The 23,665-nt window shown below is 50.5% G+C and carries 18 protein-coding genes; 6 read left to right on the top strand and 12 right to left on the bottom strand.

The genetic code is table 11. From position 1 onward, the window contains the following. Positions 1 to 4: 4 nt before the first annotated feature. Complete coding sequence (locus ABEB26_RS00600) at positions 5 to 1,051, bottom strand: hydroxymethylglutaryl-CoA synthase (RefSeq protein WP_345719998.1); 1,047 nt, start codon at positions 1,049 to 1,051, stop codon at positions 5 to 7. A 271-nt stretch (positions 1,052 to 1,322) separates the two neighbouring features. On the opposite strand from ABEB26_RS00600, the gene ABEB26_RS00595 reads away from it, so the two are divergent. Further along, the gene (locus ABEB26_RS00595; RefSeq protein WP_345719997.1) at positions 1,323 to 3,542 is read left to right on the top strand and encodes an alpha-amylase family glycosyl hydrolase; all 2,220 of its coding nucleotides are present in this window, start codon (positions 1,323 to 1,325) and stop codon (positions 3,540 to 3,542) included. A gap of 194 nt (positions 3,543 to 3,736) precedes the next feature. On the opposite strand, the gene ABEB26_RS00590 is transcribed toward ABEB26_RS00595, so the two are convergent. The 4 genes from ABEB26_RS00590 to ABEB26_RS00575 form a co-directional block, all read right to left on the bottom strand. Then, entirely contained in the window at positions 3,737 to 4,264 is a 528-nt protein-coding gene (locus tag ABEB26_RS00590) for an ArsR/SmtB family transcription factor (RefSeq protein WP_345719996.1), read from the bottom strand. A gap of 28 nt (positions 4,265 to 4,292) precedes the next feature. Beyond that, entirely contained in the window at positions 4,293 to 5,501 is a 1,209-nt protein-coding gene (locus ABEB26_RS00585) for a serine hydrolase (protein WP_345719995.1), read from the bottom strand. Between the two features lie 87 nt (positions 5,502 to 5,588). Further along, positions 5,589 to 5,915, bottom strand: coding sequence for a hypothetical protein (locus ABEB26_RS00580; protein WP_345719994.1), 327 nt, complete (start codon positions 5,913 to 5,915; stop codon positions 5,589 to 5,591). Between the two features lie 114 nt (positions 5,916 to 6,029). Next, positions 6,030 to 9,449 (bottom strand): hypothetical protein, encoded by a 3,420-nt coding sequence (locus ABEB26_RS00575; RefSeq protein WP_345719993.1) that lies wholly within the window; start codon positions 9,447 to 9,449, stop codon positions 6,030 to 6,032. A 201-nt stretch (positions 9,450 to 9,650) separates the two neighbouring features. Here ABEB26_RS00575 and ABEB26_RS00570 point away from each other — a divergent pair, with 201 nt between their 5' ends. The 5 genes from ABEB26_RS00570 (at position 9,651) to ABEB26_RS00550 (ending at position 13,780) form a co-directional block, all read left to right on the top strand. Continuing rightward, the gene (locus ABEB26_RS00570; protein WP_012191371.1) at positions 9,651 to 9,905 is read left to right on the top strand and encodes a YggT family protein; all 255 of its coding nucleotides are present in this window, start codon (positions 9,651 to 9,653) and stop codon (positions 9,903 to 9,905) included. Positions 9,906 to 9,994: 89 nt separating this feature from the next. Continuing rightward, positions 9,995 to 11,647, top strand: coding sequence for a spermidine synthase (locus tag ABEB26_RS00565; RefSeq protein WP_345719992.1), 1,653 nt, complete (start codon positions 9,995 to 9,997; stop codon positions 11,645 to 11,647). A 1-nt stretch (position 11,648) separates the two neighbouring features. After that, positions 11,649 to 12,062 (top strand): hypothetical protein, encoded by a 414-nt coding sequence (locus ABEB26_RS00560; protein WP_345719991.1) that lies wholly within the window; start codon positions 11,649 to 11,651, stop codon positions 12,060 to 12,062. 261 nt (positions 12,063 to 12,323) lie between these two features. After that, positions 12,324 to 13,199 carry a class I SAM-dependent methyltransferase gene (locus ABEB26_RS00555; protein ID WP_345719990.1) on the top strand — a complete coding sequence of 292 codons (876 nt, stop codon included), beginning with the start codon at positions 12,324 to 12,326 and terminating at the stop codon, positions 13,197 to 13,199. Then, complete coding sequence (locus ABEB26_RS00550) at positions 13,196 to 13,780, top strand: histidine phosphatase family protein (RefSeq protein ID WP_345719989.1); 585 nt, start codon at positions 13,196 to 13,198, stop codon at positions 13,778 to 13,780. The genes ABEB26_RS00555 and ABEB26_RS00550 overlap by 4 nt, the downstream gene beginning before the upstream one ends. A gap of 146 nt (positions 13,781 to 13,926) precedes the next feature. Here ABEB26_RS00550 and ABEB26_RS00545 read toward each other — a convergent pair whose 3' ends face one another. The 7 genes from ABEB26_RS00545 to ABEB26_RS00515 form a co-directional block, all read right to left on the bottom strand. Further along, complete coding sequence (locus ABEB26_RS00545) at positions 13,927 to 14,670, bottom strand: amino acid hydroxylase (protein WP_345719988.1); 744 nt, start codon at positions 14,668 to 14,670, stop codon at positions 13,927 to 13,929. A 167-nt stretch (positions 14,671 to 14,837) separates the two neighbouring features. Further along, positions 14,838 to 17,276, bottom strand: coding sequence for a tetratricopeptide repeat protein (locus tag ABEB26_RS00540; RefSeq protein ID WP_345719987.1), 2,439 nt, complete (start codon positions 17,274 to 17,276; stop codon positions 14,838 to 14,840). After that, positions 17,276 to 19,714, bottom strand: a complete 2,439-nt coding sequence (locus tag ABEB26_RS00535; protein ID WP_345719986.1) for a YfhO family protein — start codon at positions 19,712 to 19,714, stop codon at positions 17,276 to 17,278. The genes ABEB26_RS00540 and ABEB26_RS00535 overlap by 1 nt, the downstream gene beginning before the upstream one ends. Positions 19,715 to 19,789: 75 nt before the next feature. After that, a complete protein-coding gene (locus tag ABEB26_RS00530) occupies positions 19,790 to 20,182 on the bottom strand; it encodes a hypothetical protein (protein WP_345719985.1) in 393 nt (130 codons plus the stop codon). A 22-nt stretch (positions 20,183 to 20,204) separates the two neighbouring features. Then, positions 20,205 to 21,206 (bottom strand): WXG100 family type VII secretion target, encoded by a 1,002-nt coding sequence (locus ABEB26_RS00525; protein ID WP_345719984.1) that lies wholly within the window; start codon positions 21,204 to 21,206, stop codon positions 20,205 to 20,207. A 230-nt stretch (positions 21,207 to 21,436) separates the two neighbouring features. Beyond that, positions 21,437 to 22,618, bottom strand: a complete 1,182-nt coding sequence (locus tag ABEB26_RS00520; protein WP_345719983.1) for a DUF4419 domain-containing protein — start codon at positions 22,616 to 22,618, stop codon at positions 21,437 to 21,439. A gap of 14 nt (positions 22,619 to 22,632) precedes the next feature. Further along, a complete protein-coding gene (locus ABEB26_RS00515) occupies positions 22,633 to 23,640 on the bottom strand; it encodes an aminoglycoside phosphotransferase family protein (protein WP_345719982.1) in 1,008 nt (335 codons plus the stop codon). Between the last annotated feature and the right edge of the window lie 25 nt (positions 23,641 to 23,665).

Below are 23,665 nucleotides of genomic sequence, written 5' to 3'. Positions count from 1 at the left end.
CCCTTTACTCAACAATTTTGCCGCGCCACTTGGCATAGGTGGCATAATCGATTAATTGCCGTCGTTTGAGATAGGCGCTGGTGCGTGGCGCTAAATTGCGAGCCGCTGCCAAAGCTTCAGTCACCACCAACGAATAGGCATCGCTACCCGCCCCACTGCCATAGGAAGCGAGCAAAATGCGGTCGCCAACTTGAGCCACATCAAGCACAGCACACAAGCCAATCATCGAGGCTGCCGAATAGCTGTTGCCAATTTCGCCCGCCAACAAGCCAGCCTGGCATTGTTCGGGAGCAAAACCCACCTGTTTCGCGACAGTTTGCGGGAATTTAACATTTGGTTGGTGAAACACAGCATATTGATAATCGGCAGCAGTGCGGCCTAATTCGGCCAACAATTGCTTGGCAGCAGTGCTGACATGGTGAAAATAGGCTGGCTCGCCAGTAAAGCGATTGCCATGCATCGGATAAGGCCGATCAGCGCGGCGGAAGAAATCAGGAGTATCGGAAACATACGACAGGGTGGATTCAATTGTGGCGAGCGCTTGCTGAGCAGGCCCGACGATCAAAGCTCCAGCGGCGGCGGCAGCGGTATATTCCAAGGCATCGCCGGGGCGACCTTGGGCCGTATCAGCGCCAATCGCTAGCACATAATCGGCCATGCCACTGCCAACCAAGCCCATGCCTGCGCTCAAGGCTTCAGTGCCAGCCTTGCAGGCAAATTCCCAATCGGCGGCACTGATCCAGCGCGATGTACCAAGGGCTTCGGCGACCAATGTGCCGCTGGGCTTGACGCTATAGGGGTGGCTTTCGCTGCCAACCCAGACAGCAGCTAATTGTTGTGGGTCAAGTTGGGCACGATTGAGCGCATTGCGGCCAGCTTCAATTGCCATAGTAATTGTATCTTCATCGGGGCCAGGCACACTTTTTGATGTAATTGGCAATGCTCCTTCGCCAGCGGCCCATACTCGAGCGATCTCTTGGGCTGCAATCCGATAGCGCGGAACATATGCTCCATACCCAACGATCCCAACTGGACGTTCAGGTTGACGCATGAGTTTGTCCTTTCAACAATGGTTGGTGGTGCTTCGTTGCAACCGCTGGCCGCATTGCCAACTCAATTTCTGCTAGCACTCTAGCACGCCAAAGCTGCCAAAACCTGTCAAGCCAGCCGTAAAAGCTTGATGAAAACTCTCAACTTGGCCTAAGCTGTGGTATGCTGATGGATATTTGGGCAATTTTAATGATTGATTACGGCTGGCAAGCCAATTTGGTTTGCTGCGCTAAACTATAGGTTGCAATTGCCCTATCAGTGCGAGATGTTGTATGTATTACGAATATCAGCATGAGCAAAATCTGGTTGTGAGCACCGCCGAGATGGAGCTTGGTTTCTCGACCTCAACTGGTATGCTCACATTACTGCGCCGCCCCAACCAAGCCAACATTCTGAATATCGGTAGCATTGGCATGTCGGTTGATGTGCAATTAGCCGATGGTTGGGTCAGCGAAAATCATTTTCCGCGCTATTTAAGCCATCATGGCCGCGAAGTTGATGGCGTAACTGAATTGACGATCAATATTGGCTTGGGCTTTTTGCGCATCAGCGATAGCCTGCAAATCACTGGAACCTTGATTCGGCGTTCGGTCGCTGTGACTAACAGTGGCGGCAACGAGGCGCGGGTGCATTGGGTACGGTTGAGTTGGCCCTATGCACGGGTTGGCAGTTATAGCGAAGCCCGTTTTGAAGCGCCCAGCAATAGTTTTCGGCCACGGCTGGATATTGCTGCGGTTTCAAAATTGCGGCGCGGCGCATTACCCACTCAATCGATTGCCCCCGCAATTCGCCGTGGACGCTTATTTGAAAATGCGCCTGATCGCGGACCAGGCTTGTTGGCCTTGCACAGCACCAGCGAGAGCGATAATTTGCTGTGTTGGTATTGGAGCAAAAACCAATCGGCTTGGCCCGATATTGATGGCAACGATTTGGCGTTAACCGTCGGTCACGAGCTTGAAATTGCAGGCTGGTTGGCTCCCGATGCCACGCTGAGCGGTGGCACGCAATATTGTATGTTGGTGCATGGCAATTGGTACGATGCGATGCATGCCTTTCATAACACCTGGCCTGTGCTGGGCGTGCAAACCTTGCCCGATGTGCCCGATTGGGTTTGCGCCGCCAATATTTATGAAACCCATGTTGGGCTATGGGGTGGTTTTGCCAAATTTAGCCAAGAGCTTGCCCGTTTGCGCGATTTAGGCTTCGATACGATTAATCTCATGCCAATTTGGCGCTATAACAATCTTTCGGGCCAGCCGTGGGATATGAACTGGCAGGCTTCTGGCTCGCCCTACGCGATCGAAGATTTTGAGCAACTTGAGCCAAGTTTGGGTACTGCCGAGGAATTTAAGGCCTTAGTTGAGCAAGCGCATGCCTTAGGCATGCGAATTTTATGCGATTTGGTGGTACAAGGGTGTTCGCGCACTGCCCGCTATGTGCAAGAGCGGCCAGGCTGGTTTTGCCGCGATGAACGCGGGCGCTTGGTTTCATCGCACGGCTGGAACGATACCTACAGCTTCGATTGGGCCAATCCCGAGGTGCAAGATTTTTATGTTGATTGGACGACGCGTTTTGCCCAAACCTATCAGATTGATGGTTGGCGGGTTGATGCACCGCATCGCAAGGAGCCAAATTGGGATCGACGCTTGGAGCGAATGGCGGCTAGCACCTCATTCGGCGTATTGACGATTGTTGAGCGCATGCGCCAAGCCTTGCGCCAAATCAACCCGCAAGCAGCGTTATTGTGTGAATTGTATGGCCCCTTGTTTCCAATTAATCATGATTTTGCCTACGATTATCTAGCGCATTTGATGTTTTTCCACGCTGGCTTGGGCGTGCTCTCGCCCTACGAGCTGGGCGAATGGCTCGAAGATCACTTTTTAGCTTTGCCCAAGGGAGCGATTCGAGTTTGTTTTACTGAAACTCACGATACTCGCGATGTCAACCCAATTGCCGATGCAGTGCGCGGTTCGCGCTTGGCACGGTTGCTGCTGACCGGAATGGTTGGTTGCGGCTTTGTGCCGATGCTTTGGACGGGACAGGAAGTTGACCAAGAAGCATGGCTCAAACAATTATTCAACATTCGCACTAATTACCCAATTTTGCGCCATGGCAAACAATTATTTAACGTCATGCCCTGCGATATGCCCTCGGTTTGGAGTGTGCTACGGGTTTGGCACGAAGAACGCTTGGCGGTGGTGCTGAATATGGGGCCGCATCGCCGTACTGCCACTCTGAGCATGCCCGTTGATCGAATGCACATGGCCGAGGGCGACTATCATTTATTCGATTTAGTGCGCGAGCAAGCGGTGGAATATGCTGGGCGCAACACTTGGCGACGTGATGATCTGCTCAATTTGACCTTGATTTTAGAGCCATTTGATAGCTTGCTGCTGCATATTCGAGCTGGTGCGCCACCACAACCAGAGCCTGCCAAGGCTAAGCCATCTGCTGCCGTTCCAGCGACCACTAACCGACGACGTAATCGATAACAAAGAACATAGAAATTGGGAGCGGTTGTTGGGGATCGGGGATTGGGGTTCGAAACCGCGAAGAACGCGAAGGCTGAGTTGATAGATTGTTTAAATTGCCAGTTAATGGGCTAGAACTATCAATCGAAACTTCGTGCGCTTCGTGGTAAAAAAAACTCTGCGCCTCTGCGTTAAAATGCGCATTGATTGAACCCTCAGTCTCCGATATTTTTGGCAGCAGCTAAAATCACCATCACCGGAATTAATGCTGTGATTTCCAAGGTGTAATCGCTGCGCCCGCGTTGGGTAATAATGCCAGCGTTGCGTAATTCCTTGAGATGATGATATAACTGGCCCGCCGATTGCATATTCAAACGTTCCAACAGGCTTTGGCTGCTGGCAGGATTTTCCAGCAAGGTCTGGATAATTTGTAAACGCACGGGGCTGGCCAAGGCACTTAATACACTAATTAATTGTTCGGCAGGGTAGCGCAGCAATTCGCCTAAGCCATATTCGCCCTGCCAAACATAGTTGCCAAGCGCCGAATTAATTGAACCAGCAAACAGAAACGCGCCATGACCAAGCTCATGCTCATAATCGCTGCCTGTGCGTTGTTGTAATAGCCGTACCAAGCCTAATTCCTCGTTTATGATTGGCGGTGTTGCTGGATTTTGGCTTTCTAAAGCGCTGACACGGGCTTCCAACGCGGCAATTCGGTCGAGCAAGGCTTGCGCTGCATCCATGAAGTTGGTTCCTCTGGCTGAAATCGCCCTATTTTAGCTGGCTTGCGACCGATTGGGCAAATGCAGGCTCTAGCGCTACTTGCACGGCAAATTGCTGCTGCATAAACGTTTGCAGCAAACCAAGCCATGTGGCATCGGGCAATTGGTTGAAAAAGAGCACGACCACCCGCGTGCGATCAGCCCATTCGCCCTGAGCAGGCTGCACAAACATGGCTTCAGTCAGAATCGCAGGCAGGCTGCCGCCCTTGGTACCAAAATGCTTGAACAGCGCTTCATTGCCAGCAATGGTCATTGGCCATTCTAGATATTCACGCATCGTTTGCGAAACTTCAGGGCTGATCAATCGATTATTGCCAACCAACGCCATCACGTTGGCATAATCGTTGGCACTGCCTTTGGGCATAATATGGCTAAAAACTTGACCTTGTTCAGCCAAGGTTAGGGTTAATTGGCCTTGATTGCGCACAGTTTCGCGCCATGTCGATTCTGTTTTGTAGCGTTCGGCCAGCGCTAAGGCTTGTTGCTCAATATTCGCTTGATCAAGTTGCAACAACTTTGGCAGTGTGCTCGAATCGGTTGGCGCATCGGGGTTCATCACCAACAGAAAAAGCCCCATAATTGGCAGAATTTTGGTTTGTTGCTGAATCCCCAGTGTTGTGATCGTTTGATCAAGCGCCGCCATACCCAAACGATCGATCAAATAATCGGTGGCGGCATTATCGCTCTCGAAAATCATGGCTTGGGCAAGGGTTTTGAGCGGTACGGTTTTTTGCGGGTCGTTAGCAAAGCCGCGTTGATCGGCGGGAATTTCAAGCCGTTTTAAGGCCGCCGGATGTGCGCCGCCATCAGTATTTGGCCAATACCATAGCTCCCAATCGGCCAAAGCAATCGGCTCCTCAGGATCAAGCGTGCCAGCCTCGACTGCTTGGGCATAGCTTGCCAATACCACGATTTTCATGGTTGAGGCGAGCGGCAACGGCATTTCAGCATTGAATTGAATCACTGGATCAGCTTGATTGATGCTGCCATCGCTGTTGGTGCTATAGCTGACCATCGACGTATTGGCGGCATGTTGACGCATAAATTCCAGCATTTGCTCGGAAGTTTGAGGATTGCTGATCGTTGCGCTGGTCGCAGTCGCCGCCACTACGCTTGGCACAACAGTTGGGTGAATATTCGAGCCGCCACAGCCAACCAACACGATCATTAATATGAACATCCAAAACCAGTTAGTCATGTATCCTACCTCTTGTAATATTCTACTATTCTAGACTATATGTATTTATATCAATAAAATTAGAATATTGCAAGCGGTAGTTTGAATTTAGCTCAGCCTGCCTGGCACAACCCGCCAATGGCTCCACGAGACTTTGCGTTGGCCTAGTTTAATTTCGCTAATTTCAAAAGCTTGATCAACGAGGCTGATTGCATAGATTTCTGGCTGAATAATATCCCAATGCTGAATCTGGACTTTGACCAAGTAGATTGGATTTTCGGCTGTGCTCTCAGAATCGAAGCCCCAACGATATTCCAAATCGGTTGCTGCGGTGATAATTTGTCTGCCGCGAGTGGTGCGATCGGCATTGCTTGACCTAAATTGATCGAGCGCAAGATCGCGGACTGCTTCGGGGAGTGGCGGACGCTTTGGCATGCTTAGCTCCTTGGTTGGTAAGATGCTTTGAGTATAGCAAGCGTAATGATTAAAAACATCAGCCTTGGTTGCGAAACTTGGCAACCAAGGCTAAGCGCTTAATCAAAAAGCTACTTATTTGATTGTCATGGGCAGGAAGATTTGGTGAATGCCAACATCGAACGTGCCAAGTACATCTGGCCCTTGCAACACACCATGATCATCGCTGGCGTAGAGTTCGATGTTGTAGCGACCACGCGCCGCTTCGTTGAAGGTCACGTTGAAGGTCACATTCATGCTAAAACCAGTTGGGCCGCTGCCGGCAAAGCTACTGGCTTCAACATCAAGCTCGACAGTATCGCTGCTAAGGATGCTTGGAGTTTCGGCAAGCGCTGTGCCGATGATATCACCCTCGCTGTTGAGCAAGCTAAATGTGCCCGAAACGCCCTCGGTAAAGCGTGCCCACAAGCCAATTCCATCGGCATTGACCAAGCGCAAATCAAGGCTATCAATAATCCGCCATGGATCGGTGGTGTGAGTCCAGCTAATCGTGAAGGTGGTTTGCCAGCCCACATCAACGCCACCTGTATCGGGGGTGATGCTGCTAAACCCAACACTATTGCGCAAAACTGCCAAATTAACGCTATTCGAATCGCCACCACCAGGCGTGGGGTTGCGTACAATCACGCTATGATTGCCCAACGTTGTATTGGCTGGAATTGAGAAATTAATTTGAACATTATTTAAGAAGGTGGTTGGGCGTTCAATCCCATCAACAAACACCTTGGAGCTAGCGACAAAACCCGTGCCGCTAACACTAATTTGGACAATACCCAAGGCCTGTTGCACAAAACTATTGGGTGTAATACTAGTGATGGTTGGCACAGGGTTGCCCGGCGCAATAATTTGGGTGCTAATTTGCTGCTGATTGTTGGCAGTAATTGGCTCATCAGCAGGCGAGCTAACTGTGCCACGGCTCAGGATTGTTTTAACTTGGGTTGGGGTAACGTTGATTACCACAGTAGCGCGAGCACTGGGCATAAGCGTGCCAAGCGTACAACGCAAGGTCGTGGCATTGCTAAAGCTACAGGTTCCTTGGCTAGGAGTAATCGCCCCAAAGCTAACCGAACTATCAAAGGTTTGTTCGTAAATCACGTTGGTTGAGGTAATTGTGCCTTGGTTGATTAAGCCCACGTTGTATTGGAATGGCGTGTTGACCTGTACAGGATCAGCCGAATCGCGCAGACCAACCACTAAATCAACTTCGGGCTGAGTCCATTGGGCAAAGCGTTTGGATGATTTGCCGCCAGCAGCATCAAATGTGCCGCCAACAAACAGGTCATCGCCGCGCACACTCATTGTAAATCCTTTGACCGAATCAGCATTGCCAGGGCCGCCACTAATCCCGCTACCCAATGCTTGCCAGGCAGTTCCATCCCAACGGGCGATGTTGGTTGGGCGTGTGGGATTAGGCTGCGAGTAGAAGAATGTACCAGCGGCATACAGATCAGTGCCACGTACTGCCAGCGTTTGAACCGTGTTGCCAATGCCAAAGCCTTGGGCCAAGGGCGACCAAACCCCAGTTGTCGGGTGAACAAGGGCAATCGCGCTGGTTCCGGCCACGCCATCAGCCGCATTGAACGAGCCGCCAACCGCAATCTGGGTGCCAAATACCGCTAACGAAAATACAATATCGTCAGTACCGCCACGCAAAGCTTGCCATGCTGTGCCATTCCAACGGGCGATGTTGTTGGCGCTCACGCCGCTAGCAGTGCTAAAATCGCCGCCTGCAAATAAGGTTCCGCTGCGAAACACCAAGGCATGAACTGGCCCACCAATGCCTGTGCCAAGCGCCGACCATGAATTACCGCCGTTGGTACTGCGGGCAATATGATTAACGGTTGTGCCATCGATTTGGGTAAAATCGCCGCCGATCACAATTTCGCTGCCATTGACCGCGATTGCCCGCACCGAGCCATTGATACTATTAGAAATTTCAAACCACTGCTGATCGCCAATATCCCATTTGGCTACGCCTGCTGCGTTAATTCCGCCAGCCTCGCTAAAATCGCCAGCGACGATCAATTGATCACTGCCAAATGGAGCAATCGCACGCACAGTATCGTTGGTACCATTTTCAGTTTTGCCAAATAATGCCGACCAAGTGCGGGTCGTTGGGTTGAACAGCGCAATATTATTAATCGCTTGATCGCTGGCACGATTGAATTCGCCACCGACAAACACGCCTGAGGTACTGGCATGCACTGCAAACACCGCATTATCTGGTCCGCTGATTGTGCCACCCAAGGGCAAAAATTGATGTGGCTGATTGCTGCCAGTTGGCGTGGGAATAAACAAACTCACAAAACCACTCGGATTGAGTATATTGGTACTTTCACCAGTAACGAAAAATTGTTCAGTTGTGCCAATCCGTTCGATTTGGGTAATTTTGAATGGTGAATTTGGCACAAACTGCCAGGTCGTGCCATTCCATAGCCCCATTAAGCTCCCCGACGTTATTTGGCCGCTGGCATTCACGAGGCCAAAATAATTACCACCAACAAAGATTCGTCCAGGTAATTCGGCAATCGCGCGAATTTCAGAATTTGACGCAATTGGATTAAAGCCGCGTCCGGTGAAGGCTTCCCACGTATTGCCGCCACGCCAAGCAGCCGAGCCACCAACTGGAGCCACAACGCCAGCACTAGTGAAGCCGCCGCCAACCACCACAAAATTGCTATTGCGAAAATCGACAAAGCGCACCCGACCATTCACGCCGTTGTTAGCGCCTGTGCCAAGGCTTTGCCATGCATTGCCATCCCACAAGGCGATATTGTTGGCAACCAAACCGTTGGCGCTGGTGAACACCCCACCTGCCACAATTTGGGCCGTGTTGCTCGGATTGAAGGATAAAGCAAAAACTTGGGCATTTGTGCCAGCTACGCCATCAGCTAAGGCGCTCCACGTGCCATTCGTCCAGCGGGCAACGCGATTGGCGCTGACCCCATCGATGTTCGTAAAGCTTCCACCAACATACACGATATCGCCATTCGAATCGGGCACAACTACCACCGCATCGACCGAGCCATTAACATTGGTAGCCAGCGCCGACCATTGTTGGGTGGCAATATTCCAGCGGGCAATACTATCAGCGGCGACCCCGCCAGCATTACCAAACTCGCCCACAGCGTAAATATTGCCGCTACTCGAAGCATCGATCGCCTCAATTTTGGCATTTGCCCCGCTGATGCCACTACCCAGCGCAAACCAACGCTCACCATTCCAACGGGCTACTCGTGCGACATCGATGCCACCGACACGGCTAAACAAACCACCAACAAACAGATCGTTATTCAATGTTGTAATCGCATTAATCTTATTATTGGCATCGGCCACCAAATTATCGTTATTCCAAAATTGGTCGTCGGCTACCGCATTGAATGCCGTGGGAGCCTGCAAAACTGGCTCCGATTGAGCTGCGTTGGCCTGAAATTGCGGCCAAGCGCCACCGACCACCAGCAGCACAATTGCCAAAAACTGCACCATCCGTCGCATACATTCCTCCTAATCAATAGGTAAAAACTCATCGCAACGGCAGGATAGCCAGCAACTATCACGCAACTATCACGCTACCTAGAGAGTTTGTATGAACTAATGTGACATCGGGCAATTTAGCCTGCGCTTAGCTGACCATAAGCCAAACGCTTATGGTATACTGCACGCAGAAATGCGGCAAACCACCTGTTGGGGGCGCTCATGGGCAATTTCATTAGCCAGTTTTTTCTCCTGTTAATCCCAATTCTCGAAATCGCGATTTTTGTGCGAATCATCATGTCGTGGTTTGATCCGACGGGTCAATCGCGCTTTGCCTTGATTCTGCGCGAAATCACCGACCCAATCTTGCTACCAATCCGGCGAGTTATTCCATCAATCGGCATGTTTGATCTCTCGCCGTTAATTGCGCTGCTGATTCTGCAAGTTTTGCAAACGGTTTTTCAATCGGTTAGCTAAAGCGCTAATTGATTTTTTAGTCATGCCGTGCCGTGGATGCAACGCCCATTGGGTGGCCTCCACGGCTTTTTGTTGAAAGGATTCAAGCATTGGCACGTCGTTACCTTATGTTGTTGGTCTTTGGTGCGGGGATCTGTACGCTCGGCATCGAAATGACTGCTTCGCGACTGTTGGCTCCTTACTTCGGTACATCGCAGTTGATTTGGGCCAACGTGATTGGCTTAACTTTGCTCTATCTGACGATTGGCTATACCCTCGGCGGGCGTTGGGCCGACCGTCGGCCTGAATTAGGCCTGCTTTGCACGATCATTTTGGTTGGTGCAATCACTTCGGCTGTGATCCCTTGGATCTCACAGCCAATTTTGAAGTGGTCGCTTGATGCTTTTGCCACCCGTTCAGCTGGATCGTTTATCGGCTCGTTGCTGGGAGTTTTGGCCTTATTCTCGGTGCCAATTACCTTATTGGGCATGGTTAGCCCCTTCGCAGTGCGCCTCGCCATTCGCGATGCTGCCGATGCAGGCAAGGCGGCGGGCAATCTCTCAGCGATCTCGACCCTTGGCTCGATTCTTGGTACCTTCTTGCCGGTGCTCTTCCTAATTCCCACAGTTGGCACAAAGATGACGATTTATATTTTTGCCATGGGTTTGTTGGTGCTCATTTTGCCCGGCTTCTGGTTGGAGCGGCGCAAGTTGTTGCCAGTGGCCTTGGTGGCCTTGATCGTTGTGGTGGCATTGGCATTTTGGCCCCAAAGCGAGCCAATTAAGGTTGCCGATTGCCGTGGCTGTAGCTTGATCACCGAAGATGATTCGGCCTATAACTATATTCAGATTGTCGAGCGGGGCAGCGATGCCAACAAAATGATCGGCTTGGTGCTCAACGAAGGCCAAGCCATCCACTCAATCTACTACCCAAAGTTTGAGCAAACCAATAATGCCAGCGATTTACTAACCAACGGGCCATGGGATTTTTACAATATTGCGCCCTATTTCTACCCCAACCGCAGCATGGAAAGTGTCAACAGCATGGCCATGGTTGGCTCGGCGGCTGGCTCAGTCCCCAAGCAGTTTCTGGCAATCTACGGCAAAGATTCAGTGATCGATGGGATCGAAATCGACCCACGGATTGTTGAGTTAGGCCGTGAATACTTCGCGATGCACGACGTGCAATATTATCAAGCACGCGGCGAAACTCCTCAATTTCCCAATTTCAATACCTACGTTGCCGATGGCCGAATTTTCTTCGCTGGCAACGACAATAAATATGATATTATCGGCATGGATGCCTACAAGCAGCCCTATATTCCGTTTCACCTCACCACCCGTGAGTTTTTTGAAACGGTACGCGACCATTTAGCGCCCAATGGAGTTGCGGTGGTCAATGCGGGCAAGCCCAATACATCTGCTGGGGGCGATTATCGCTTGGTCAATGTCTTGGCTAGCACCATGAGCAGCGTGTTTGCCCATGTTTATATGATCGATGTGCCGAATAACTTCAATACAATGTTGATTGGGATTCCTGGCGATGTTGGCGATGGCGTTGCCAACTTTGAAGCCAATCTGGCAACCATTGAAGACCCGACCCTGCGCTATGTGATGGAACAAGCGCTGGCCAGCAATAGCAGCAAAAAGCCAATTCGCCGTTGGGATGGCGTAGGCGAAAATCGGGTCTTTACCGACGACCTTGCCCCAGTAGAATCGGTGATCGACCGAATTATTTTGGGGCAGGTTGATGAAGGTCAATAGTATGTCAACCACCGATTCAGAAGAAATTAAGTTGCGCCGCGCCAAACGACCCAAGGGTATTGTGCTGATGGTATTGGCGTTTTATGGAGCTGCCGCGTTGGTAGTGATTTCCGCCTTGGCAACGGGCGGCACTGATGTTATGCCCAGCGATGTGGCCAGTGTCGTCACGATTTACCTCATTGCCTTGGCCTTTGGCTTATGGCGCTTGTGGCGTTGGGCTTGGTTTGCCACCGTGATTATGTTTATTCTGAGCACGTTTTATGTGTTCAGCAATGCCCTGCTGCTGAGCAATTCGATCATCAGCGTCGAGGTGCTTTCGCCATTACTGCTGATTGTGCTGGCTCTAGGCTATTTGCTCTCAAAAGATATTCGCACAATCTACTTGCGCAATGGCTGGGAGCCGGTAGAAGGATGAGGGATGAGGGATGAAGGTATCTCACGGCGATTGGTTGGGGCATCTCACGAGTGCTCCCCTCGCCCGCCGCAGTGGGAGAGGGGCTGGGGGTGAGGGGAGCAACATGTTTCAAAAGCCTCTAGCCTAGCCCCTCGTCCTTCGTGCCCTTCGTGTCCTTCGTGGATAAATTTTCAAACCATAAACAAAGGTATCAGGTTTGGTAAGGTCAATGTGATATAGGGGTCACTGGCCCCTAATCCCCGACCCCCGACCACTAAAGTTATGAAAACACTTTCACTGCTAACATCCGATAATTGGCACGATTACGCCTTGCTCGATAGTGGCAATGGCCGCAAACTTGAGCGCTTTGGCCCAGTCACCGTGATTCGCCCCGAAAGCGAAGCCTTGTGGCAACCCAAACTCGATGCCAAGGCATGGGAAGCGGCTCATGCAATTTATGAATATCAAGGCAAGGGCGAAAATTGGCGTAAACTCAAGCCGCACCCTGAAACATGGATGATGAGCTACCAAGGCTTACGCTTCAAAGCCCAACTGACCCCATTTCGCCATGTTGGGGTTTTCCCTGAACATGGTGCACAATGGGATTGGGTTGCCGAACACATTAAGCGATCGAACGAGCAGCCACGGGTGCTCAATCTGTTTGCTTATACTGGCGTGGCCTCGCTGGCCGCCGCGCAAGCTGGAGCCAAAGTAACCCACTTGGATGCTTCCAAAGCTTCGGTCGATTGGGCCAAAGAAAATCAAGCAGCCTCGCAACTTGCGCCCGATTCAATTCGCTGGATTATTGATGATGCTTTGAAATTTGTGCGGCGTGAGGCGCGGCGTGGCGCTCACTACGAAGGCATTATCATGGACCCGCCAGCCTTTGGGCGGGGCAGCCAAGGCCAAGTTTGGCAATTTGCCGAGTCGTTTCCGGTGCTTTTGCAAGAATGTCGCACGATTTTGGCTCCCAAACCGTTGTTCTTTCTGGTAACAACCTACGATACCCGCGCCTCGGCTTTGATGTTGGCTAACACGCTTGGCGATACCTTGGCGGGTTTGCCGGGCGAGCTTGAGGCCGGCGAACAAACCTTGCGCGAACAATCAGCAGGCCGTTTATTATCGACCTCGATTTATGCCCGCTGGAGCACCAAATGAGCCATGAATGCTGGCTGATTCGCCATGGCGAGAGCCTTGCCAATGCTGGTGAGCGCACGCCCGACCCAGCCAGCGTTCCCTTGACAGCTTTAGGTTGGCAACAAGCCCATGAGTTGATCCAACGCTTGCCCAAGCCCCATCGGGTGATTGTTTCGCAATATCTGCGTACTCACCAAACCGCTGAGCCATTGCTGAAACACTATCCCGATTTGCAAGCTGAGGTTTGGCCAATCCACGAATTCACCTATCTTTCGCCCAGCCTCTGCCGCGATACCAACCAAGATGATCGGCGGCCACTGGTTGAGGAATATTGGCAACGCTGCGACCCTGATTATCGCCATGCCTCTGATGCTGAGAGCTTTCGCATGCTGATCGAACGGGTGCAAGCCGCCATGCAACGGCTCCAAGCCTTGGATGGCATTAGCTGTGTTTTTGCCCATGGCCAGATTATTCGAACCATGCTTTGGCTGCAAACCCAAACTATCACCACGCTTGATCATGCAGTGATGCGGCGCTGGAATACTGATGGTGGCAGCCGCTTGGTTGGCAATGCTGAATGTATTCCTTTGCTGTGGGAATAATATAAAACTGCCCTCACTCTAAACCCCCTCATCCTGCACATGGAAGAGGGAAAGAATCCCATCATGCCGATTGGAACTCCCCTCTCCCGCCTCAGTGGGAGAGGGGTTGGGGTGAGGGGGGTTGGGGTGAGGGATCGTTCGGAGTTTTATAAGGGCAATGCAGGTTTGGGCAGGCCTTCTAATTCGGCATATTCATCGACGATTGAGCGCAAGTGATCAAGGCTATTGAGGATGAAGTAGTGCTCGTGGTAGCCATAGGGTGCTGAGGCGGTATCAGCAACCCGTTCAATATCAAACTCATAACGTGGCGTTTCGGGTTTGAGCGCGTGCAATAATTCGCCTGGCGATGAGAGCAACCCAGCCCCCAAAACCTTCAACTCACCATTTTCTCGCAGCAAACCAAATTCGGTACTAAACCACCAAATCCGTGCAATACCTAATTGCTGGCGTTCGTCTTTGGCCGAGAGATATAGTGGCCCAAACAATTGGGCAATATCGGCAAATTCGCGGTTGGTAAAAGCCGGCAAGTGGCCAAAATATTCATGAAACAAATCGGGCAGTGGCGTAAATTCCAATTCATGTGGGCGGCGAATGTAGTTGGTGACCGGAAAACGCCGTTCAGCGATATGCTCAAACCACTCGGTTGGCCCAAGATAGGCATTTTGGGCATCGCCTAACGCCCAACCAGTCAGCGTGTTCAGGTAATCGCTAACCGCTAAAGGGTCGGGCAAATGGGTACGATCGAGATTCAAAATATCGATGCCTTCAAGGAACAACTTGCAGGCGTGTTGTTGCGCTAGGGGCATTTGACGCTGCCAGAGCGCCGCCCATGTATCGTGATCTTCTTGTGGATATTCCAAGCGGCTGAGCGTTGGCGATGCGGTGGCCATTGATCACTCCTTTGTGTAAGCCATAGGCTGCCAACCAAGCCCAAGCATGGGAGTGGGAGTGGCAGCAGTGCCAAAATAGTTGCCTCGCTATTGTACCAAATCTCAGCCGATTCCCCAACAGCCTATTGCTAGAATTGCATAGAACTTATGTAATTTTCGACATAAGCTTATTCATTTAACATTGTTTGCAACAGGCCATCATCAAAGGGCTGGCGATTGCGTAAATTACTGAGTTGTTGTTCATGGGCTTGAACTCGATCAAGCCCTAATGGTCGTTCTTGCTTCAGCACTGCTTGCATTTGGGTTTCGGCTGCTGGCACATCGCCAAGTTTCCAATAGAGGATACCGATTTTCCACTGAATGTTTAACGCAATAGTCCGATTATAATGCTGCATAATGGCATAGGCTTGATTCAGCTTTTCGATTGATTGGTGATAGTTTTTTTGCAGCATTGCTACATTTGCTTGGCCTTGCAACATGTAAGTGCGACCTTCATCAAAATTCATCCGTTCAACAATCGTGAGTGCTTGATCGAAGGCTATTTGAGCTTGGTCAAGTTGATTCAATTTGAGATAAGTTTCACCGAGATTATAGAGTGCACGACACTCATCAGCTTGGTTCTCAAATTTTTGCGCAATAGTAACAGCTTCGATAAAATACTCAGCAGCTTCTTCATGGTATCCAAGCAAGGCAAGGTTTGTTGCGAGATTATTTACCCTGAGGCTTTCACCTACACCCTCATACCCACTTAACCTAAACAATCGTAGTGCCTCTCGTTCTAAGTCCAGTGCTTTATCCAGATGTTTATCACCACCCATTTGGCTATAACATGTTGCCATGTCACCTAAAAATAACGATTGTAAATAGAGATCGTTGATCTCAAGAGCAAGCGCATAAGCCCGTTCATGCCACCCGAGTGATATTTTATGCTCTGCGAGAGCGCTATATCTATTAGCGAGTGCTCCAGCAAATATTGCTGCTTTATAAAGCTCTTGAATACGCAGAGCAGCTTCAAACCCAAATTCGTGTTCGGCTAAAGTGCTATAGCGACGACCAACTCGTATCCGACTCACTCCACCACTGGAAAATCCTAATTCAACCACGATTTTATCTGTTGCTGTTGAGATTGGCTGTTGTTGTACCCATTGCCACGTTGCAACGATATGCGCATATTCGCGATCAAAATTATCAACGCTTTGGGTTTGCGTAGCACCGCCTGCTCGAAAATCTTGATAAATAATCTTTAGTGTTTCAACGCTGGCTTGGGCATAATTCAATTGGATTTGGGCTTGCTCTGCTTCGTTCAAATAGCGCCGTAGTACACTGCGCACGAGGTCGTGCATGCGCCAGCGCTCTTGGCGATGCTCAAATTGAATCAAGTTGTGCGAGGCCAATTTATACAGCAAGTTTTCGTTGGCCATGTTGAAATCTAGTCCAGCCGTTGCCAAGCCCATGGCGCTGCTAAAATCGGCCACGATCAGGCTGAGTTGGCGGGCCAAGGCTTGCAATTCGCTGGGCAAACGCGCATAACTCAAGGCCAACGAGGCTGCCACGCTGACTTGCGAATCATCAGGGTGTTCTAAGGCTGCAAGTTGTTGCTGTTGATCGCGCAGTTGGCTCAGATATTCATCAACTGCTAGCTCAGGGTTTTGGGCCAAAATGCTGGCGCTGATGCGCAAGGCCAAGGGTAAATAGCCACATGCGGCGGCCAATTGTTGGGCAGTGTCAGCCTCAAGTCGTGGGCAAATTTGTTGGAGCAAAGCGATTGCCTCAGGCTCCTGAAATTCGCTCAGATGCAGTTGAGCCATCAGCGGCATGGCAAAGCGTAAACGGCTGGTCACTAACAAACAACTGCCAACTGGCGGGGTTAAATCGTGTACATGGGCCAAATCTCGCGCATCGTCGGCCAAAATCAACACCCGCTTGTCAGTCAGCACTTCACGATAGATTTCAAGCAGTTTTTCGCGCTGCTCGGGCAATTTGGCGTTAGGCTTAAACAGCGCAATCACCGTGCCCAGCGCTTGCTCAGTGGTCAGTGGCTGCTCGCGCGAGCCATATAAATTAAGCACAATCTGGGCATCGGGAAAATGCGGAATCAACTGATGCGCCAAATAGATTGCTAATTCGGTTTTGCCAACTCCACCCATGCCTTGAATGCCGCTGATCACCGCGCCCCGTGCCGCATTATGGGCAATATCGATCGCATAGTTAGCTTGTTTGAGTTCAGCTGTACGGCCCACAAAATCGGCCAAAATCGGGCGAAGTTGGTGCAACGAAGGCGTTTGGGTTAGCGGGTGAGCTTGCGGTTGCTCGTTATTGAGCAAGCTGGTTAGTTTTTGAATTAAGGCTTTTTGATAGCGATGATAGGTCGCTTTATGCACATTCAATAGCGAGCAATAGGTTTCAACAGGCGCACCTGGATAGGTCGTCAAAACATTCAGTACCGCTTGTTGATTGGCTTCAAGTGGCAGTTGTTGTAACTGTTGATAAAACGCGGTCAATCCGCCCTGCTGCTGAATCATCTGCCGCCAATCGGTTTGGCTGAGCAAGCGTTCTGGTCGTTGTAACACATCCTGTACAGTGCGTTCATTCCACATGCTTGTCATTATGCTGCCTTTCGCGTTTTGTACCAACTCAACCATAGGCTAATCAGGATCAGACTTAAACTTAGGCCACTAACCCAGCCCCCAACGAGTAAGCTCTTGGGTCGATAACTGAACTCGACCGTGTGTTGGCCTGCATCCAACCATACACCACGCAAAGTATAATTGGTGCGATACAGTTGGACTGCTTGCCCATCAACGCTTACTTGCCAGTCGTTGGTGTAGGCATCGGCCAAAACTAACAAGCCTGCTACTGAAGTTTCGACCTGCACTAGCGCCCGATTTGGGCTGTAGCTCACTGTAGGCGTGAGCATTTGGGTGGGTGCTTGGCCAAGCGCGGGAATTGGCTCGGCCACAATCGCTTGCTTGGCTGGGTCAAAATCGCTAGCTGCCAGCCGATCAAGTTGGCCTAAGTCGTCGCTGATCACCTCGGTTTGATAAACCATCCAGGCTCGTGGCAATACCTCAGGATTACGATAAATCGTGCCTTCATCGTTACGTTGCACTAATTCTAAGGGTTGATACAACTCAGGGTTGGGGCTGTTGGGAGTAAAAATCAGATATTCCACATTCAGCATATTCAGCAAACGCCGCTGGTTGTAGGCCATGGTGAAATACGCATGCAGGCTATTGCCCCCCTCGCCGAGTTTATGATAATCCTTGCCATCCATGAGGCGGGTTAGCCGATTGTATTGGGCTAAATAGAGCGATTGATAGCCGCGAATATCTTCCAGCCCAAAGGCACTAAACACATTCGTGGGCATGGCTTGATAATCAGCTCCAAACACTCGAAACACCCCTGGTTGGCGCAGCAGAAAATTGATCTGGCGAGTTGGCGGATACAGAATTGCAGGATCTTGCAAGGCTGGCTCGGCAGCCAAACTGGCTTGTAGATCAGCGGTTGGCTGGAAGATCGCTGGATCAACGCTGGTATTGTAGTTACCGCCATACCAGAGCAAATCGCCCAGCAGAATCAGCAAAACAGCCAGGTTGATCCAACGCCGTGGGATGCGTTTAATCAACAAACCTACCAATGTCAACCCACTCAAACTCAAAATAGCAAGGCTGATTGGGTTGAATGCCAAACGCAGCATGGTGCTATATTGGGCATAGCGTGAATTGGCAGTGAATAAGGCAATATGCTGTAAAGCCCAGCCAGCCAGTCCAATTAAGCCAAGCAGTAACATGCCGCGTTGAATCCAGAGCGCCCGATTTGGTTTATTGCTCGGTTGCTGCAAACTTTGCAAACCAAAGCCTGCCAATAATGCTATGGCAAAACCCCACAAACTAAACCAACGTTGATGATCAGCAAATTGGCGGTAGGGTGGAACCAGCCAAAGCAACAGTTGCAACAAGGGTGTGCCAATGGCCACTGCAAACGAGCCAAGTGCCATGCAGGCAAACAGCTTCACGCCAGGCTGTTGGCTACGCCAAATTGCCAAGCCTGCCAAGGCCACACTCACGAGGCCAGCATAGGGTTGAATACCTTGCAATAAATGTGGTTGCCATGAGCTGGCAGTTTCGCGGGCAGCGCCATCAACAATCGGCACGATCAAGCGCAATAGCCAAACCATCATCGAGCTAGCCGAACCAAGCCCTGAGCCAATGTCAAGGCGTTGGCCTTGAGTCGAAAGCGCAATTTGTGGCAACAATTGCACCGCGCTTAGTCCGAGCGCTAAGCCAATTGCACTACTAAATTGGCCGATTTGCTTGAAACGTAAAGGCCAGCTTGGCAAGGCCAGCAGTTGAGCCAACAGTAAACAGCCAACCCCAACATACACATAGAAGGCTAGTTGAATTTGGCTGACTAACGGCAAGGCCAGCACCAAACTAGCGAGCAGCCAATCGCGCCAACGTTGGCTTTGGCATGCGCGAAGCACCGCCCAAAAACACCACGGCAGCATGGCGCAAGCAGCACTAAATTCGGGAAAATGCAGCCAATTGAGTAAAAAGCCACTGAGCATATAGCCCACAGCAGCGAGGGTTGCTGGCATTGGGGCAAGCTGCATGCGTTGAGCAAATTTAAATGTGCCGACTCCCGCTAACCAAACATTCAACAACGTGTAAATGCCAAAAGCATAACCAACGGGCAGCAATACAAACAGCCAACTCAAGGGGTAAAAGAAGGCCAACTGACCATCGGCCAACAACGGCGTGCCAGTTAAAATCGTCGGATTCCATAGCGGCAACGCGCCTTGCTCAAGAATTTGGTTAGTCACTAAACGGCGTGGGTAAATTTGAGTAACAAGATCGCTATTGATTGGATTATTGACCGCCACCCGTTCGTAGGAAAAGCGCCAAGGATGCAGGTGGGCCACGATATCGAGTGGCAAGAACATATTGCCCAGCACCACTCGCCACATCAAAAGTAGGGCGACGAAGGTAATGCTGAGATAGGGCCACCAGCGTTGCCACTGGCGCAAAAATAGGCTTGGTTGCATGGCGCTCATTCCATTAAAAACCCATGGGCTGAGGTTCAACCCATGGGCAACGATCTGATGCTCAATTATACGCGATTAGCTGGCTAGGCGCGGTGTTCGACGTTTGAACAACCATGTCAAGCCAAGAATCCCCATCAGCGGAATGATAATCCACAAGCCAAATTGCCAGCGTTGTTCTTGCAATAAAGCTTGTTCAAATTGCTCGATTGCCTGACCATTACTAGCACAAAAACCCGTGCCATCAGGCCGACAACGATCGATCAGATCAAACCGTGAAAAGCTGCTAAAGCACCAATAACAACCAACAAGACAGGCAATACCAAGACTGGCAGCAATCACAATCGGCAATAGCTTGATCGTTGGATGTGGGCTGGCCAACTGACCGACAAGATAGCCCAAACTCAAGCTACTGAATAGAAAAAAGACCAATACACCGCTGATCATCAAGAGATCACTAAACCCTGCCATGTGCTAACTCCAGCCGAATCAACTAGCGTTGATTTTTGCCTGATGTCGTTTTATCGAGATTAACCAATTCGTCACGATGCGCCAAAATTTCGGCATGCAATTGTTCAGAAGTCATCGAAGTGCCATATTTGTTCCAGAGATCAATCCCAATCTGCACAGTTAGGACATCCCCAGGATCGTTTGTGCCGGTGAAGGCATCGCCAAGGTTGGCTCCATCTTGAAGGGTGCTCGTCTCAAAGCCAGCGGCTGCCCCAACGTACCCATAGTGAATATTTGACCAAATGTCGTAGTAGTATTCGTTGGTTTGGTCGCCACGAATCGGAAAGTAGAAATCGTTATCAGCATTGGTAGAGGGATCGCCATCAAGATCAAGCAGATCGTTCAATTTTGGCTTGTGATCCCAATCGCCGCCGCTATGAACTTTGGCAGCCCACATTGCTAAGGCGGCAATAAGTTTATCGCCTGGATTGCCACCACCAAGATAGTCGTACCATTGGGGATTTCTAAATGAGTCGAGCAATGATTTGATCATGGCTACCGTTTCGCTTTGGGCATTGGTGATCATCTCTTGATGCATATATTGCAAGGTTTGATCAAAGCGATCGTAATTGTTAGGGTCAGCAGGTGGGGTTGGAGTTGGCGTTGCTTGGGCAACAAATTGGGTAGTATTAGCTTCAACCTGTACTCCACCAGTTTTTGCTGCGGCATCGCCTTCAGTCAGTGGCCCTTGGAACAAGCGGGCAGCTTCTTCTTCAGCCTGTCGCATCAGGTTTTTGATTTGCAAGGTAACCGATTGACTCTCGCGTAGGGCGGTCGTTAGGCGGCTAAAGGCCGGAAAAACATTGCTTTGCATTTCATTGGCAAAGGCTTTGGCAGCATCGCCCTGCCATTGGCCGCCAACGAGTGCATCGTGAACTTGACGAATACTTTGGGTGATCAATTCACTTTGTTCGGCTTGGCGATTGAAACGGCTGGCGATTTGCTCAAGCTGCTCAAACTGAGCTTGAACGATTTCGGCGGTCATACGCTCATTCCTCCTAAATAATTCAGTTGCGAGGAATCCAGTGGTGGCTAAAATGAGGCTAGGATGCAGAGTATTCTCGTCGAGGAAGAGTATAGCATGCTCTGCTTTGGAAGCGAATCCATGAAAAAAGTTCAGGGATTAGGGTTTTGAGCCTGCTGGTACATCACCCGCTAAAATCTCATTTCTCCATTCCCCCTGTGCCTATAGCTGCAAAGTTCATCCCACATCATTTATCCTTGACAAATGGCCCAGCCAATTTCAGGGCTAAGTTGTTGTTTCTCAGCATTGTAGTAAGAGCCAATCAAGCCAGCCACACAGGCCAATGCTTGGGTTGAGCCATCAGGCAATTCGATTGTAATTGGTACGCTAGCTAAGCCACTAGGAAAGCGGCGGTTGGCAATGCCGTCGCCAAGGCTTTTGCTGGGAGTTGCATCACTTTCGGTGGGTAGCTCAAATAAATATTGAACCAGCCTTTCGCGATAGACTGCGGGGTTGTAGGGCAAATCAAGCTCGTGATCAAGCTCAGCATTTAGTAAGCTTGGACGTGGTTGCCCAAACAGCGGATTAGGAATCGTTGGCTGTTCTTTAGCATCTTTGATATACGGGAAGAGGTCGGCAACCCAGCCCGTTACAACTTCACCGCCATATTGATCATAGGGTTTGTAGATTTGTTGCCAAAAACTGTGTGGCGGTTGGCCTTCGCTGGTCAAAATCAAGCCCTCGCAAATTGGGGCTAGCCGCTCCGTCCACCAACCAAGATCAAAGGTTGCTAGCCGTTTTACCCGTTCAGCGATTGAGCGCCAATCGGCAGGCGTGCCCAGCAACGTGATATTTGGAATACCACAAACGCAAACTGCCCCATAATCAAAATAGTGCTCAAAACTCTCCATCAACCCAATTTGGCTGGCGGTACGACTGATTGAGGTTGTGGTTGAAAAATCGCATTGTAAGGTTTGGGCAAGTTGGGCCGGCAATTCCTGATTAAGTAATGCTGCCCATAGCTCGATCGCATGCGTCCATGCTGATTGACTACTAAGATCATCAACCCGAATCTTGAGCTGCTTTTTAGCTTCATGGGCAACAAAATACTGGCGTAAATGCTCAGTATGCCGATTAACATGATTCGCAAAGCCTTGAGCGATCGTTAGCCAAATGCAATCGGGCGTGAGCACTAAGGGGTAGTGCTGGCTAAAAGCCAAGTGGATTGTTTGAATTAATGAGTTGTCGGTATTAGTTCTGACCAACATTTGCGCCGAATCATGGCTCGTTTGGATGAGCGGGCGTTTAATCCGAGTAGCAAATTGCGCCTGAGCCGCAACCAATTCAAACGAACCTTGATAAGGCTCGACAGCATCGACCATAAACTGAATTGAGCCATGGTTTTGGGCTAAAATTGGAGCAATCGTAGGCATTTCTGTTCTCTCCATTAACGTGCTCGATCGGCTTGGTAGGCCGATTCGATGATATTGCCAGCTAAAAAGCGTGACCGCAGCGATTGCAAGGCAGCTTGTTTGAACGCTTGCGGGGCATCGCGGCGCAACAATATCCGCTGAGCATAATCGCCAAGGTCTTGTATCACTCGCTCATAACGATAATAGGCCAAAGCTTTGTAGTCAATCGTTGGTTGGCCATAGCCCTCAAAAAACCATTGTTCTTCATGCTGCTGCACTGGTACGCCGATGACTGAGCCAACCACAAAGCGCAAATCGCGCTCTTTGGGGGCAAACATTGGGTAATCCCAATCGACAATATTAATCTGTTGAATCTGATCGAGCACAATGTTGGCGGTATGAATATCGCCATGGCTCAGGCCAAAATCACCAGCATTGGCCCGTAGCTCATGGCCTAATGTGCAGATGCGCTTGATCAGATAGCTGATTTCGACTGATTTGACCCGCCAAAAATCGATCAATTCGGCGCTATAGCTATCGCCAATTGGCCAAGTATTGATGCTCTTGTGAATTGCTTGAACCGTTGGCAGCCATGGCGGGCGAAATTGCTCCCTTTGCAGCATGTGGCGTAGCGGCGCACGCACCTGCATCGTATGAATTCGGCGCAATTGTTGGCCAAAACTCCGCCATTGCAACGCCGACATCCCTTGATCCATGCCAGTTGTACCTTCGATGTAGGGGTAGAGTACGCTATGAAATTGTTGGCAATGGCCCCAAAGCTGTTGGGTACGGGTATCGACTGGCGCAACCACCGCCGCCACTCCCCGATCCTTGAGATAGCGCGGCAACAACACCCCTGCTTGGTAGATTGAGCCAGCCTTGAGCTTGAGAAAATACTGCTGTTCATTGGTTTGCACATGGTAAATCGCCGCGCGTGGGTCGTTACCGCGATTGATTTGCTCGATGCTGTTGGGCTGAATCGCATAGGTTTGGGCGAGGTGCTGGCGAATTGTGGCAGGGTCGGGGGCGAGCGCTTGTTGCATAACAGTCTTCCTTAATCGAAGTAAC

This window comes from Herpetosiphon gulosus, assembly GCF_039545135.1.
In the GTDB taxonomy this organism is placed as follows: Bacteria; Chloroflexota; Chloroflexia; order Chloroflexales; family Herpetosiphonaceae; genus Herpetosiphon; species Herpetosiphon gulosus.
This window is presented reverse-complemented; position numbering and strand designations above follow the sequence as displayed.

Bases quoted from the DNA above. Each gene is read 5' to 3' on its own strand.
- ABEB26_RS00600 (WP_345719998.1), bottom strand. From the start codon at position 1,051: ATGCGTCAACCTGAACGTCCAGTTGGGATCGTTGGGTATGGAGCATAT.
- ABEB26_RS00595 (WP_345719997.1), top strand. From the start codon at position 1,323: ATGTATTACGAATATCAGCATGAGCAAAATCTGGTTGTGAGCACCGCC.
- ABEB26_RS00590 (WP_345719996.1), bottom strand. From the start codon at position 4,264: ATGGATGCAGCGCAAGCCTTGCTCGACCGAATTGCCGCGTTGGAAGCC.
- ABEB26_RS00585 (WP_345719995.1), bottom strand. From the start codon at position 5,501: ATGACTAACTGGTTTTGGATGTTCATATTAATGATCGTGTTGGTTGGC.
- ABEB26_RS00580 (WP_345719994.1), bottom strand. From the start codon at position 5,915: ATGCCAAAGCGTCCGCCACTCCCCGAAGCAGTCCGCGATCTTGCGCTC.
- ABEB26_RS00575 (WP_345719993.1), bottom strand. From the start codon at position 9,449: ATGCGACGGATGGTGCAGTTTTTGGCAATTGTGCTGCTGGTGGTCGGT.
- ABEB26_RS00570 (WP_012191371.1), top strand. From the start codon at position 9,651: ATGGGCAATTTCATTAGCCAGTTTTTTCTCCTGTTAATCCCAATTCTC.
- ABEB26_RS00560 (WP_345719991.1), top strand. From the start codon at position 11,649: ATGTCAACCACCGATTCAGAAGAAATTAAGTTGCGCCGCGCCAAACGA.
- ABEB26_RS00555 (WP_345719990.1), top strand. From the start codon at position 12,324: ATGAAAACACTTTCACTGCTAACATCCGATAATTGGCACGATTACGCC.
- ABEB26_RS00550 (WP_345719989.1), top strand. From the start codon at position 13,196: ATGAGCCATGAATGCTGGCTGATTCGCCATGGCGAGAGCCTTGCCAAT.
- ABEB26_RS00545 (WP_345719988.1), bottom strand. From the start codon at position 14,670: ATGGCCACCGCATCGCCAACGCTCAGCCGCTTGGAATATCCACAAGAA.
- ABEB26_RS00540 (WP_345719987.1), bottom strand. From the start codon at position 17,276: ATGACAAGCATGTGGAATGAACGCACTGTACAGGATGTGTTACAACGA.
- ABEB26_RS00535 (WP_345719986.1), bottom strand. From the start codon at position 19,714: ATGCAACCAAGCCTATTTTTGCGCCAGTGGCAACGCTGGTGGCCCTAT.
- ABEB26_RS00530 (WP_345719985.1), bottom strand. From the start codon at position 20,182: ATGGCAGGGTTTAGTGATCTCTTGATGATCAGCGGTGTATTGGTCTTT.
- ABEB26_RS00525 (WP_345719984.1), bottom strand. From the start codon at position 21,206: ATGACCGCCGAAATCGTTCAAGCTCAGTTTGAGCAGCTTGAGCAAATC.
- ABEB26_RS00520 (WP_345719983.1), bottom strand. From the start codon at position 22,618: ATGCCTACGATTGCTCCAATTTTAGCCCAAAACCATGGCTCAATTCAG.
- ABEB26_RS00515 (WP_345719982.1), bottom strand. From the start codon at position 23,640: ATGCAACAAGCGCTCGCCCCCGACCCTGCCACAATTCGCCAGCACCTC.